Source organism: Pseudomonas sp. SORT22, from assembly GCF_018417635.1.
Lineage (GTDB): Bacteria > Pseudomonadota > Gammaproteobacteria > Pseudomonadales > Pseudomonadaceae > Aquipseudomonas.
Map to the genome: position 1 here is coordinate 2,392,472 of NZ_CP071007.1, position 12,747 is coordinate 2,405,218.

17 protein-coding genes are annotated in these 12,747 nt (G+C 64.5%); 12 read left to right on the forward strand and 5 right to left on the reverse strand.

The features are described from left to right. Positions 1 to 8: 8 nt before the first annotated feature. Positions 9 to 743, reverse strand: coding sequence for a response regulator (locus tag JYG36_RS11155; protein ID WP_093381369.1), 735 nt, complete (start codon positions 741 to 743; stop codon positions 9 to 11). A 215-nt stretch (positions 744 to 958) separates the two neighbouring features. On the opposite strand from JYG36_RS11155, the gene JYG36_RS11160 reads away from it, so the two are divergent. Both JYG36_RS11160 and JYG36_RS11165 read left to right on the forward strand, forming a co-directional pair. Continuing rightward, a complete protein-coding gene (locus tag JYG36_RS11160; RefSeq protein ID WP_213603952.1) occupies positions 959 to 1,222 on the forward strand; it encodes a DUF2790 domain-containing protein in 264 nt (87 codons plus the stop codon). A gap of 24 nt (positions 1,223 to 1,246) precedes the next feature. Further along, on the forward strand, positions 1,247 to 1,825 hold the full coding sequence (locus tag JYG36_RS11165; protein ID WP_249744423.1) for a thioredoxin family protein: 579 nt from the start codon (positions 1,247 to 1,249) through the stop codon (positions 1,823 to 1,825). A gap of 22 nt (positions 1,826 to 1,847) precedes the next feature. On the opposite strand, the gene pdxR is transcribed toward JYG36_RS11165, so the two are convergent. After that, entirely contained in the window at positions 1,848 to 3,362 is a 1,515-nt protein-coding gene (gene pdxR / locus JYG36_RS11170) for a MocR-like pyridoxine biosynthesis transcription factor PdxR (protein WP_213603954.1), read from the reverse strand. 100 nt (positions 3,363 to 3,462) lie between these two features. Here pdxR and JYG36_RS11175 point away from each other — a divergent pair, with 100 nt between their 5' ends. Beyond that, positions 3,463 to 4,683: a benzoate/H(+) symporter BenE family transporter gene (locus JYG36_RS11175; RefSeq protein ID WP_213603956.1), complete on the forward strand. Its 1,221-nt coding sequence runs from the start codon at positions 3,463 to 3,465 to the stop codon at positions 4,681 to 4,683. A gap of 8 nt (positions 4,684 to 4,691) precedes the next feature. On the opposite strand, the gene JYG36_RS11180 is transcribed toward JYG36_RS11175, so the two are convergent. Next, a complete protein-coding gene (locus JYG36_RS11180; RefSeq protein WP_093381379.1) occupies positions 4,692 to 5,225 on the reverse strand; it encodes a hypothetical protein in 534 nt (177 codons plus the stop codon). Positions 5,226 to 5,325: 100 nt separating this feature from the next. Here JYG36_RS11180 and JYG36_RS11185 point away from each other — a divergent pair, with 100 nt between their 5' ends. Beyond that, positions 5,326 to 5,796, forward strand: a complete 471-nt coding sequence (locus tag JYG36_RS11185; RefSeq protein ID WP_195884512.1) for an FAD/FMN-containing dehydrogenase — start codon at positions 5,326 to 5,328, stop codon at positions 5,794 to 5,796. Between the two features lie 170 nt (positions 5,797 to 5,966). Here JYG36_RS11185 and JYG36_RS11190 read toward each other — a convergent pair whose 3' ends face one another. Continuing rightward, the gene (locus JYG36_RS11190; protein ID WP_045194217.1) at positions 5,967 to 6,422 is read right to left on the reverse strand and encodes an Lrp/AsnC family transcriptional regulator; all 456 of its coding nucleotides are present in this window, start codon (positions 6,420 to 6,422) and stop codon (positions 5,967 to 5,969) included. Positions 6,423 to 6,520: 98 nt separating this feature from the next. Between JYG36_RS11190 and rarD the strand changes: the two genes are divergently transcribed. Beyond that, positions 6,521 to 7,450 carry an EamA family transporter RarD gene (gene rarD / locus JYG36_RS11195; protein WP_213603957.1) on the forward strand — a complete coding sequence of 310 codons (930 nt, stop codon included), beginning with the start codon at positions 6,521 to 6,523 and terminating at the stop codon, positions 7,448 to 7,450. On the opposite strand, the gene JYG36_RS11200 is transcribed toward rarD, so the two are convergent. After that, a complete protein-coding gene (locus JYG36_RS11200) occupies positions 7,414 to 8,421 on the reverse strand; it encodes a GlxA family transcriptional regulator (RefSeq protein WP_213603958.1) in 1,008 nt (335 codons plus the stop codon). The genes rarD and JYG36_RS11200 overlap by 37 nt on opposite strands. Positions 8,422 to 8,548: 127 nt before the next feature. Between JYG36_RS11200 and JYG36_RS11205 the strand changes: the two genes are divergently transcribed. From JYG36_RS11205 to JYG36_RS11235, 7 genes are all read left to right on the forward strand, one after another. Continuing rightward, positions 8,549 to 8,761, forward strand: coding sequence for a PLD nuclease N-terminal domain-containing protein (locus JYG36_RS11205; RefSeq protein ID WP_038995826.1), 213 nt, complete (start codon positions 8,549 to 8,551; stop codon positions 8,759 to 8,761). A gap of 73 nt (positions 8,762 to 8,834) precedes the next feature. After that, the gene (locus tag JYG36_RS11210; RefSeq protein WP_213603959.1) at positions 8,835 to 9,356 is read left to right on the forward strand and encodes a GNAT family N-acetyltransferase; all 522 of its coding nucleotides are present in this window, start codon (positions 8,835 to 8,837) and stop codon (positions 9,354 to 9,356) included. Next, positions 9,353 to 9,916, forward strand: coding sequence for a hypothetical protein (locus JYG36_RS11215; protein ID WP_213603960.1), 564 nt, complete (start codon positions 9,353 to 9,355; stop codon positions 9,914 to 9,916). The genes JYG36_RS11210 and JYG36_RS11215 overlap by 4 nt, the downstream gene beginning before the upstream one ends. An 86-nt stretch (positions 9,917 to 10,002) precedes the next feature. Further along, a complete protein-coding gene (locus tag JYG36_RS11220) occupies positions 10,003 to 10,662 on the forward strand; it encodes an HD domain-containing protein (protein ID WP_045195652.1) in 660 nt (219 codons plus the stop codon). A 60-nt stretch (positions 10,663 to 10,722) separates the two neighbouring features. Then, positions 10,723 to 11,034, forward strand: coding sequence for an NIPSNAP family protein (locus JYG36_RS11225; RefSeq protein ID WP_038995821.1), 312 nt, complete (start codon positions 10,723 to 10,725; stop codon positions 11,032 to 11,034). Next, entirely contained in the window at positions 11,034 to 11,942 is a 909-nt protein-coding gene (locus JYG36_RS11230) for a LysR family transcriptional regulator (RefSeq protein WP_093381393.1), read from the forward strand. Before JYG36_RS11225 ends, JYG36_RS11230 begins: the two co-directional genes overlap by 1 nt. 78 nt (positions 11,943 to 12,020) lie before the next feature. Further along, positions 12,021 to 12,746, forward strand: coding sequence for an IclR family transcriptional regulator (locus tag JYG36_RS11235; protein WP_213603961.1), 726 nt, complete (start codon positions 12,021 to 12,023; stop codon positions 12,744 to 12,746). Position 12,747: the final 1 nt, after the last annotated feature.

The window sequence follows — 12,747 nt, forward strand, 5'->3', positions numbered from 1 at the left end:
GCCCATGTTCAGGCCTCGACCCGCTGCACGGGCAAGGCGAACACGTAGCCCTCGCTGCGTACCGTCTTGATATAGGCCGGCTCGCGGGCGTCATCCTGCAGGCGCTGGCGCAGGCGGCTGACCAAGAGGTCGATGGAGCGGTCGAAGATATCCGCCTCGCGGCCCTGGGTCAGGTTGAGCAGTTGCTCGCGGCTGAGCACCCGTTGCGGATGGTCGAGGAACACCCGCAGCAGCCGGTACTCGGCGCCGCTCAGGGCCACCAGGGTGGCGTTGGCGTCGAGCAGGTGGCGCGCGGTGGTGTCCAGGCGCCAGTGGCCGAAACCGAGCAGGCGGCTGCTTTCGCTGATGCTCAGGTTTGGCGGCAGCATGCGCGTGCGGCGCAGCACGGCGTTGATCCGCGCCAGCAGCTCGCGGGCCGAGAACGGCTTGCTCAGGTAGTCGTCGGCGCCCATTTCCAGGCCGATGATGCGGTCGGTTTCATCGTTGCGGGCGGTCAGCATCAGTACCGGCGTGGCCTTGTGCTTGCCGGCGCGCAGCTCGCGGCACAGCAGCAGGCCATCGTCACCGGGCATCATGATGTCGAGCACGATCAGGTCGACCACATTGGACTCGAGAAAGGCGCGCATCTGCCGGCCATCGGCGACGATGGTGGTGCGCAGCCCGTTCTTTTTCAGGTAGTTGCCTACCAGCTCCCTGATCTCTCGATCGTCGTCGACGACCAGGATGTGATCGACATGCTCCATCGTCCGGCTCCCGCTGTGGTGGTGGCGGCAAGTGTACAGAGCCCGGCAGGGCTTGCCTGCCGGGCTTTGTATTGCAGTGTATCTGCTGCGGCCATAGATACCTGGCGAGGCAAAGCGGGCCGATCCGGACACATTGGCGATACCTGGCGGGCCTGAAATAGCCAGCAACGGGTGGCAGCCGCCACCTCTGTGCAAACTGACTCGGGAGTACCGCCATGAACCTCAAGACCCTTGCCACTGCCAGCCTGTTGACCCTGTTCAGCCTCGGCACCGTTGCCGCCCAGGCTAGCGACCCGGTGGTGGTACAGCAGTATCGTTACGGCCAGCAACTGGATGTGCACAAGGTCCTGGCCTTGCACGAGGACAGCAGCATGGGCTGCGGCGTGGTCAACGCTCAGATGGACTACCTTGATTCCCAGGGCAAGGAACACCGCCTGCAGTACCAGAAATTTGCCAGTGACTGCCATGAAGGCGGTTAAGCCATCGATCAGGGAGGTTCGTCCATGAACATCAATTTCAACACAAGTCGCCGTCGGGCCCTGGGCATCGCCGCACTGCTGGCCGTGCTGCTGGCGCTGGCGGGCCTGGGCAACCGCCTGTTCGCCGGCACGCCGGCAAGCCTTGAGACACTGGGGCCGATGCCGGAACTGGCCGGCGCCGTGCAGTGGCTCAACTCGCCACCACTGGACCGCGCAGCGCTCAAGGGCAAGGTGGTGCTGGTGGACTTCTGGACCTACGAGTGCATCAATTGCCGGCGCAGCCTGCCGCACGTCAACACCTGGGCCAAGCGTTACGCCGACCAGGGCCTGGTGGTGATCGGCGTGCATACGCCGGAATACCCTGAAGAGCGGGTAGTCGACAATGTGCGTGCGCAAGTGACGAAACTGGGTATCGGCTACCCGGTGGCCATCGACAACGACTATGCGATATGGAACGCCTTCGGCAACCAGTTCTGGCCGGCGCACTACATCGTCGATGGCAGCGGCCAGGTGCGCTATGTGCACTTTGGCGAAGGCGCCTACGACACCCAGGAGCAAGTCATCCAGCAACTGCTCAAGGAGCGTGACGGGCAAGCGGGGTGAAGATGTTCGGGTGGCGCTGGCCTCATCGCGGGTCCAGCCCGCTCCTGCAGAGGGCCTTGGCCAGTTGCCGGATTGCGGTTTCGATTTCACTGGCTGTCAGCGATGAATAGCCCAGCAGCCAGCCCTGCTGTTTATGTTCACCGGCATACAAACGGCTGAGCCCGGGCAGTTGCACGCCGGCGCGGGCGGCCAGATTCATGGTGTGTTGCTCTGTCCAGCCTGGCTCGAGCACGCAGGGGATCTGCAGGCCTCCCGGCGGGCGCATGGCGGTGACGACGCCCGCCAGGTGCTTGCCAATCGCATCAAGCAGGCAGGCCCGGCGCCCGGCGTAGAGTTTGCGCATGGCGCGGATGTGGGCGTTGTAGTGGCCGTCGTCCATGAAGCGCGCCAGGGTCAGTTGCAGCACCTGCGGGGTGTGCCCGTCGATGATGCTGCGCGCCGCGCTGAAGGGCGCTACCAGCTCCGGCGGCAAGACCATGTAGCCGATGCGCAGGCCGGGGTAGAGGGTCTTGCTGAAGGTGCCGATGTAGAGGGTGCGCTGCTGGCTGTCCAGGCCCTGCACGCAGGCGGTGGGCAGGCCGTCGTAGTGGAACTCGCTGTCGTAGTCGTCCTCGATGATCCACTTGCCGTTCTGCGCCGCCCAGTCGATCAGCTCCAGGCGTCGCGCAAGGCTCAGGGTCGCGCCTGTGGGGTACTGGTGCGATGGCGTGACGTAGACGCAACTGGCGCCGCTGCGGTCGGCGCGCAGCAGGTCGGTGCGGATGCCGTGGGCGTCGACGTCGATCGGCACGATCCGCGCCTGCGCCGCTTCAAAGGCCTTCTTCGCGCCGAAGTAACCGGGGTTCTCCAGCAGGATCGGCTTGCCGGCATCCACCAGCATTTGTGCGCACAGGAACAGCGCCTGGCGGGTGCTGCTGAGCACCAGTACCTGCTCGGGCATCACCTTGGCGCCACGTTCGAGGTTCAGGTAGGTGGCGATGGCCTTGCGCAGGGCTTCGCTGCCCTGCGGGTCGCCGTGCAGCAGGACGTTGCCGCGATGGTCCTTCACGGCCTGGCGCTGCAGGCGTTCCCAGACTGCAAGGGGGAACGAGCGGGTTTCTGGCAGGCCGGTGGCAAAGGCCTTGATCACCTGCTGGTCGCTGACGCCGCCGTTGTCGAACAGTGCCCGTCCGCGCAGGCTCAAGCCCTGGCCGGGCTCGAGATCACTGCGTTTTTGCGCCCCGGCCTTGATGCGCCGTTGCCCGCTGCCACGCAGTTGCGCGCCGAGGTTGTCCGGCACATAACTGCCCGAGCCTGCGCGGCGGACGATATAGCCGTCGCGCTGCAGCTGCACGTAGGCGTTCTCGACGGTGTCGCGGGCGACGCCCAGCGATTTGGCCAGGGCACGGCTGGCCGGCAGCTTGACGCCAGCGGACAGCGCCCCTTCAAGGATCAGCGCGCGCAGCGCACGCTGGATGCGCTGGTGCAGGTCCAGCGCTGCGAACTCGGCGTCATTGACACGCATCTTCAGGGTTTCAAGCTCGAACGTGGTTGCCATGTGGTCTGCCGCAAGTGAAGAAACTGGCCTGAACGGGCAGGCCAGTCTATTCGTACACTCGGTCGCTCGTCACTGCCTCTTCGCAAGGAACCCTGCCGCCATGTCTACTTCAGCACTACGCCCCGGCGACCTCATGCCCCCGCTCATTGCCGGTCTCATCTCGGTTATCGTCAATTACGGCGGGACCTTCATCCTGGTTTTCCAAGCGGCCAAGGTCGCTGGTTTGAGCCCGGCCCTCACGGCTTCCTGGGTATGGTCGGTATCCATCGGCGTGGGGCTTACCGGGCTGTTGCTCAGTTGGCTCAGCCGCCAGCCGATCATCACCGCCTGGTCGACACCGGCCGCCGCCTTCCTGGTGGTGGCCCTGGCCAGTACGCCCTACGCCGAAGCGGTGGGCGCCTACCTGATCTCGGCAGCCGCGTTTGTGCTGCTGGGCTTATCGGGCTGTTTCGACAAGCTCATCCGCCTGATCCCGCCGGGCATTGCGGCGGGGCTGCTGGCCGGGATCCTGCTGCAGTTCGGCATCGGTGCCTTTGCCGGGCTCAGCGTCGACCCGTTGCTGGCCGCGCTGCTGATCGTGGCCTATCTGCTCTTCAAGCGCTTCAGTGCGCGCTATGCAGTGGTCGGCATCCTGCTGTTGGGGCTGGGCTTTTTGCTGATGCGCGGGCAGGTCGAGCTGTCAGGGCTGCGCTTGCAACTGGCGACGCCGGTCTTCACCGCGCCGGCGTTTTCATTCAATGCCATGCTCAGCGTGGCCCTGCCGCTGTTCCTGATTACCCTGACCGGCCAGTACATGCCCGGCATGCTGGTGCTGCGCAATGACGGCTTCAAGGCCAGTGCCAACCCTATTGTCGCCGTTACCGGGCTGGGCTCGTTGTTGATGGCGCCGTTCGGCTCCCACGCCTTCAACATCGCCGCGATCACCGCGGCGATCTGCACCGGCAAGGAAGCCCACGAAGAACCTGCCAAGCGCTGGATCGCCGGGGTGGCGGCGGGCGTGTTCTACATTCTTGTCGGCGTCTTCGGGGTAACCCTGGCCGCGCTGTTCATGGCCTTCCCGGCCACTTTCATCAGCACCCTGGCGGGGCTTGCGCTGCTGGGCACCATTGGCAGCAGCCTGGCCAATGCCATGGCCGATGCGAAAACCCGCGAAGCGTCGTTGATCACCTTTCTGGCTGCGGCCGCCAATATCAGTTTGCTCGGTATCGGCGGGGCGTTCTGGGGGCTGGTGATCGGCCTGGGCGCTTATGCCGTGCTCAATGGCCGCTTGCCGCGCCGGGAGCGGGCAGGGGTGATCGGTGCCAGCAATGGCGAGGGGTAAGGCCGCGATCAGCGCTTGGCCGCCTTGGCGCGCTGATTCTCGTCGCTGCGCGCCCGTGCCGGGATGTTCTCCAGCGAAGTGGGCTTGTCGGCGATGTTGATCACCGTCCACTCCCAGAACGCGCTGGTCCAGTAGGTCAGTTCACCGTCTTCGAGCAGCAGGTCGTGGCGGCCACTGCTGTGCGGCGCTTCTTTGGCCTGGCGCATCAATGGCACCAGTTGCATGGCGCGTTCGCCGTCGGTGGTCTCCAGTGACAGCGAAACCTGGCGCAGGCGGTCATCCTTGTCGAAGGCCGCTTCGATGCGGCTGACCTCGACACCGCCGAGTTTGTAGGGTTCGATGCCCGGTACCGGGTCGACAGCCTGGTAGTACTGACGGGGCACGTTGTAGTGCACGCCGTTGATCAGCCAGACCCGGGTGAAATGCCGCTCCATTACCTCCACGACCTGCGCGCGCGGCATGCCCAGCGTGAACTCGCCAAGGCTCAGCGCCGACCAGGCGGTGGTCGGGAACAGGGCACAGCAGAGCAACAATGTCAGCATCCTTGGCACGCGGGGTCCTCCTTGAAATGAGCGCAAAGGGTACTGCAGCCCTCGCATCCGCGCTAGGATCAGCAGTCCTGCACTGACAATGAGGTCACCTGTGAAATACGCCATTGCCCTGCTACTGAGCCTGATGCCGTTGCTGGCTGGCGCCGCCGAAGTCGGCGAACGCCTGGCGCCCTTTACCTTGCTTGACCAGCACGACCAGCCCTACAGCCTCAACGCGCAGACCCGCGTACTGCTGGTGGCGCGCAACATGGACGGTGCCAAGCTGGTCCAGGCCGCCGTCGGTGAGCAGCCCAAGGGCTACCTGCAAGCACGCGAGGCGGTGTTCGTCGCCGACATCCAGCGCATGCCGGCGCTGATCAGCAAACTGTTCGCCATCCCGGCCATGCGTGACTACAACTACCGGGTGCTGCTGGACCGCGACGGCAAGGTGGTTGCGCGTTATCCGGGCGCTGAAGGCCAGGTGCTGTGGATTCAGTTGGAGCAGGGGGTTGTGGCGGGGCAGAAGGAATATGCCAGTGCCGAGGCGTTGGCCACAGCGCTCAAGGCGTTGCCGCAGCCATAGTGGATTTGAATGCAGCGCAACGCTGTGGGAGCGGGCTGGACCCGCGATCGAGCGCGAAGCGCTCGCAATCCAGACGCCACCTGATGGGGAGGCTGTACTGACCCCATCGCGGGGCAAGTCGGGTCGCCGCACCGCCTCTCCCACATAGCCAGTGCAGGCAGGCGCAGATCTTACAGCGGCACCTGCAAGGTCGTCTTGACTCGATCCAGCACCACGATGGTGCGAAACCACTTCACGTTCGGGTTGTCATGAAACAGCCGCTGGGCGATGTCCTGGAACACGGTCATGCTCGCTACCGTCAGCACCAGCAAAAAGTCGGCGTCGCCGGTGACGTAGTAGCACTGCTGAATTTCAGGTCCCGAGAACGCACGCTTCATGACTTCCAGGTCCGCCGACTGGGTGCGGTCGGCGTGCACCTCGACCATCAGGGTAATCACCTGGCCGACTTTGTCCGGGTTGATCACCGCGGCATTGGCCTGGATTACCCCGGTCTTTTTCAAGCGCTGGATCCGCCGCTGCACCGAGGCGCTAGACAAGTGCACCTGCTCGGCCAGCTCACGCAGGGGCTGGCTGTTATCGCGCTGCAGGGCGGCAAGCAGGGCAAGGTCGAATTCATCCAGGTCCATGCAAAAATTTCTCATCTTGAGGGGTGAAAACGAGGGCACTTATCAGTGGCTGCGGAATAAATTATCACCCTCTGCTGGTCCTCATTAAGGAATTTGCAATGACCGCGCATAACTCCACGTTGGGCGTCGTGCTCAATGTTCTCGCCTCGGTGCTGTTCGCGGTGATGTACGCCTACACCAGCCTGCTCGCGCCCCTGGACGGCGCCGAAATCTATGGCTGGCGGATCCTTCTGACCGTGCCGTGCCTGACCCTGATGGTGATCGCCAGCGGGCACTGGCCGCAGGTGCGGCGGATATTCCTGCGCCTGTTCGAAGAGCGCTGGTTCTGGGCGATTCGCCTGGTTTCGGCGGTGTTGCTCGGCGCGCAGTTGTGGCTGTTCATGTGGGCACCGATCAACGGCTACGGTCTGGACGTGTCGCTGGGCTACTTCCTGATGCCGCTGGTGATGGTGATTGTCGGCCGCCTGGTGTTCAAGGATTCGATCAGCCGCCTGCAACTGCTGGCCTGTGCCTTGGCGGCGCTGGGCATCATTAACCAGATCGCCATCGCCAAGGCGATTTCCTGGCCGGTGCTGGTGGTGTCGCTGGGCTATCCGCTGTACTTCTGGCTGCGCCGGGTGACCGACACCAACAACATGGGCGGGTTGTGGTTCGACATGAGCCTTAGCCTGCCGGTGAGCCTGTATTTCGTGCTCAAGGGCGGAGTAGTGCTCGGCCTTGCCGGCGCAGCCTCAAGCCTGCCTTGGCTGGTGCTCGGCTTGGGCGCGATCAGCGCCGCAGCCCTGGGCCTGCAGGCGCTGTCGGCACCACGGCTGAACCTGACCCTGTTCGGCCTGCTGATTTATGTCGAGCCGGTGCTGCTGGTGGTCGCCGCGGTGCTGCTGGGCGACAGCATCGCCCCGGCGCAGTGGCCGACCTATATTGCGATCTGGCTGGCGGTGCTGGTGCTGGTGGTGGAGGGCGGTTTGAGCCTCAACGGCAACCGCCGCGCTTACTCGCCCAGCCGCTGCTCGCGTGAAGGCGGGTAGCCGAAGTAGGCGCAGTAGCATTTGCTGAAGTGCGAGACCGAGACAAAACCGCAGGCAATCGCCACGTCCATCAGCGGCAGGTCGGAATACTGCAACAGGCGCCGGCTTTTGGTGATGCGCAGTTCCATGTAGTAGCGGCTCGGCGAGGTGCCCAGTTGCGCCTGGAACAGGCGGTCGATCTGCCGGCGCGAACGGCCGCTGTAGGCCGCCAGTTGATCGAGGCTGAGGGTTTCTTCAAGGTTGCTTTCCATCAGCTCGACGATGGTGCGCAGTGGCGCGCTCATGGTTTTCTTCTGGCTGCTGTCGACCCGGCGAAAGCGCGCGCTGGAAAACGCCAGGATCTCCTCGACGCCCTCGGCCAGCGCTTCGCCATGTTGCAGCTTGAGCAGCGCCAGCATCATCTCTAGCGCGCCGTTGGGGCTGGCGGCGGTCAGGCGCTCGCGGTCAAGCACAAAGCTTGCCGGGGTGATGGTGCACTGCGGGCTGCGCTCGGCCAGGCTTGCCCGTTGTTCGGGGTGGATGGTGCAGTTGTAGCCCTCCAGCACCCCGGCACGGCCGAGAAACCAGGCGCCGTTCCACAGCCCGCCGAGGGCCAGTTGGTGGGCGGCAGCATCGCTCAGCAGCTTGTCCAGCTGCGGGTACTTGAGAGGGGTACGCAGGCCGCCGCAAACAATCAGCATGTCGAGGTTGTCCAGCGCTGCGCGGTCCAGGTGCGCGGCATAAATCTCCAGGCCCAGGTCACTGGTGACCCGCTCGCTGCCCAGGGAAAACGGCGTGCTCAAGAACAGGTTGCTCTTGAGCAGGTTGGCCGTCACCAGTACATCCATGGCCACGGTAAAGCTGGCCATGGAGAAGTTCTCCAGCAGCAAAAAGCCCACCTGGTACGCCGGGGTCGAGGCAGCCTCGGGGTGCTTGAGGTTGAGCATGTTACTGGTGCTGGATTTCTTGCTGAACTGGCGAGGGGTGGGCAAGGCGCGGCTCCGCGAACTGGCAGGTTGAGGCGATGATGCCAGATATTGCCCGGCCCGCAATGGCAATCAGAATGAACCCCGGCTGGCTGCGCGCACCTAACCTTCAGAACCCCTCTGGAGGCTACCCATGGAAAACGGTCATATCTGGATCACCCTTGCCGTATTGCTCACCCTGGTCGAACTCTGGGCCATCAAACGCATCATCGGCAGCAAGAGCCGGGCGGATCGCAAGATGTTGTGGATCGTGTTTATCGTCTTTGTACCCGTGCTGGGCCTGATTGCCTGGGCCGTGGCCGGGCCGAAAGCCAGCGCGGGGGTGCCGATTTCGCGGGAGGGTTGACCCGGCGGCTGGCGACAGGGATTGTAGGGGCGACGGCGCATCGTCGCGCCTGCATGACCCAAGGAAGCACTTCATGCCGCTGTTTGAAACCCCACGCCTGCTCGTGCGCGAACTCTCGCGTCAAGACCTGCCCGCCCTGACCGCCATTCTCAGCGACCCTGAGGTGATGAAATTCTCGGTGCGCGGTGTCTGCGACGAACAGATGACCGGGGCTTTTATCGACTGGTGCGTGCAGTGCTACGCCAGCTACGGCATGGGCCAATGGGCGCTGATCGACAAGGCCAACGGCGAGCTGGTCGGTTTTTGCGGCGTCAGCCCGGAGCAGGTCGAAGGGGTAGAGCAGGCCAGCCTGGGCTATCGTCTGGCTACACGCTATTGGGGCCAGGGACTGGCCAGCGAAGCGGTGCGCGGCGTGCTTGAGCATGCGTTCAACGAGCAGCGGCTGGCGGCAGTGATTGCAATTATTGAAGCGGCCAACATTGCCTCCTTGCGCGTGGCGCAAAAAGCCGGCTTCAATGCCTTCGATACTGTGCAGTTTCACGAGCGGCCGGTGCGGGTGTATCGGCTGACGCATCCGCACTGGAAGGCACCATGACCACCAGCAGACACCTCGACCCGTTGCGCCAGGTCATCCGCCAACAAGCGGTTGCACCCGCACCTGCGCCGTGGCGGTTGACTGGCCAGTTCACCGTCGCCGGCCTGCTGGAAATCGGCTTCGACCGTGACAGCGAGCGGCTGCTGGTGGCTTCGAGTTCAGGCCGCAGTGTGATCGACTGTCGCAGCGGCGAGAAAATCGCCCGCGACCGCACCGACAACCTGGGCAGCGACCATTATCTGGAAACCCGCGGCATCGGCCCGCTCAACGAGCGGGTGATCCGCATGTCCGGCATCCAGGGCGGCGGCCTGCCGATCAGCACCAGCGATGGCTGGGTGGTGGAGAACATCACCCTGGCCTGGCCTGAGCAGCACCTGCTGCTGGTCGAGCCGGGTTCCTGGCTGCATGGCGCGCGCTACAACCGGCCCGCCAGGTTTCATACCCTGGCAATCGAGACCGAAGTGCGTGCCTTCGGGTTTTCCTATACCGGTTTGAGCCTGGTGATCGCCACCGGTGGCGAGTTGCTGATCTATGGCCGCGCGGCGGCTCTTCGCGGGTGAATCGTGTTGCCCGGGTTACGACCGCTTCGCGCTCGATCGCGGGCAAGTCCCGCTCCCACAGATTTTGGTATACAGACCCAATGCTGATGACTACCCAACCTTTCCATCCCTGCCAAGCCCTCGCTGACCTGCTGTTGCCGCACCTGCCGGCGGACAACGGCGATGGCTCTCACGACCTGACGCATATCCACCGGGTCTGGAGCAATGCCCGGCGGATTCAGGCCCGGGAGGGCGGCGATCTGTCCATCCTGCTGGCCGCCACGCTGCTGCACGATTGCGTCGCGGTCGAAAAGAACTCGCCGCTGCGCGCCCAGGCCTCGACCCTGTCTGCGGAAAAAGCTGCCCGGATACTCGCCGATCTTGGCTGGCCCGGCGAGCGCATCAGCGCTGTCGCTCATGCCGTCGCTACGCACAGTTTTTCAGCCGGCCTGGCGCCGGAAACCCTCGAGGCAAAAATCCTTCAGGACAGTGACCGTCTGGACGCCATCGGTATGGTCGGTGTGGCTCGCTGCTTCTACGTCGGTGGGCGCATGGGCTCGGCCCTGTACGATTTCACTAATCCCAGCGCGGCAGGCCGCGACTACCTGGACCACCAGTTCAGCCTCGAGCACTTTCACACCAAATTGCTGAAACTGGCCTCGGGCTTTCAAACCGGGGAGGGCGCACGTCTGGCGGCCGAGCGGCATCGGCGGCTTGAGCTGTTTGTGCAAGGTTTCATGGATGAGATTGGCGGCCCTCAAGACTGATGCGGGCAGCGCTGGAATCGTGCATTCTCGGCTGCCGAGCAACTTCAGCGAGAGCCACCGATGATCACCTGCTACCTGCGCTACGTCCTCGACCCTTACAAACTCGCCGAGTTCGAACACTACGGCAAACTCTGGATCCCGCTGGTGGAGCGCTTCGGCGGCCAGCACCACGGCTACTTCCTGCCTTCGGAAGGTGCCAACAATATCGCCATGGCGATGTTCACCTTTCCAAGCCTTGCCGCGTACGAACGCTACCGCCAGGACTCGATGAACGACCCCGAGTGCCTGGCCGCCTTCCAGTACGCCCAGGACACCCGTTGCATCCTCAGCTATGAGCGCTCGTTCTTGCGCCCGGTGTTCGGGCAGGACTGATGAGCACGCTTTTCGACCTGGAACTGTTCGTGCGGGTGGCCGACGAGGGCAGCCTGTCTGCCGCCGCGCGTAGCCTCGACATCACCCCGGCAGCCGCCAGCCTTGCGCTCAAGCGCCTGGAAACGCGCTTGCAGGTGCGCCTGTTTGCCCGTTCGACCCGCCAGCAACGGCTCACCGACGAAGGCCGGCGCTACCTCGACAGCGTGCGCCTGGCCCTGGGCGCGCTGGCCGAAGGCGAGCAGGCCCTGCGCGAGCAGGCGCTGGAAATGGGCGGCCTGCTGCAACTGGCGGCGCCCTCTGACTTTGGCCGCAGCGTGCTGCTGGCCTGGCTCGATGCGTTCAAGCGCGAATACCCGCGGGTCCAGCTGCAACTGCTGCTCAACGACCAGGCCAGCGACCTGTACCGCGAACCAGTCGACGTCGCCCTGCGTTTTGGCGTGCCGGCCGATTCCGACATGGTCGCCTTGCCGATTCTGCTCGATCACCACCGCGTGGCCTGCGCCAGCCCCGAGTACCTGGCGCGCCACGGCACGCCCTCGATGCCCCAGGAGCTGGCTGACCATCAGTGCGTGATCTACCAGCGCAACGGCCGGCCCTATGACCTGTGGCGCTTTGCGCGTGGCAGTGAAGTGAACGAAGTGCGGGTGCACGGCGAATACCGCTGCGATGACGGTGAAGTGGCCCGGCGCTGGGCCCTGGCCGGGCATGGCGTGGTCTACAAGGCCTGGCTGGACGTGGCCGCGGACGTCGCGGCCGGGCGTTTGCAGCGCTTGTTCGGCGACTGGCAGGGCGAGCACGCCCCGGTGTACCTGATGTGCCCGCACCGGGCGCAGGTGACCGAGCGGGTCAAGGCGTTGCAGGGCTTTTTGCAAACACGCTGCCTGCAGTGGGCGGCCAAGGGGCTATAAGTAGGATATTTCCCACTCAATGGGAATCGAGTTTCACCTATTGAGAAAGACTGTGCACCATGGCGCCAAGGAGCACATATGACCTACACCACGCCCACCGATCGCCTGCTGCAGATCCTCGTCGCCCTCGGCCAGGCCAACGAGGCCGTGTCGGCCAAGGAGCTGAGCCTGCAACTGGACCAGCCCCTGAGCAGCACCTATCGGCACCTGAAGACCCTGCTGCGTTGGGGCCTGGCCGAAGACAATGGCCATGGTCGCTACCTGCCGGGCCCGGCCTGCCTGCAACTGGCGAAGAAGTTCGACCGCGAAGCACTGCTGGTGTCGCTGGCCAAGCCCGAGCTCAAGCGCCTGGCCGAACTCAGCCAGGAAAGCGTGGCACTGATGGTGCCGAGCAACGGCCAGGCCATTTGCATCGAACTGATCGACAGCCCGCAGCCACTGCGCTGCTGTTACCAGAAGGGCCTGGCGCAACCGCTGCGGGTCGGCGCGTCGGCGCGGGTGTTGCTGGCGCACATGGAGCCGGCGCGCAGCCTGGCGATTCTTGAAGAGCAGGGCCTGGAAGCCGAAGCACTGGACAGTTACCGCCAGAGCTTCGTGCAGATCCGTGACCAGGGCTATGCCATCAGCCTCGGTGAAGTCGACGACGGCATCTGGGGCGTCAGTGCCCCGGTGCTCGACAGCCGCAACCGCCTGCATGGCGCAATCAGCCTGATGGCCCCGGCCATTCGCGCCCGGCAGAACAGCGAGCGCCTGACCCGCTGGACCTGCGACGTGGCCCTGCGCATTGGTGCGCGGCTGGACTGAA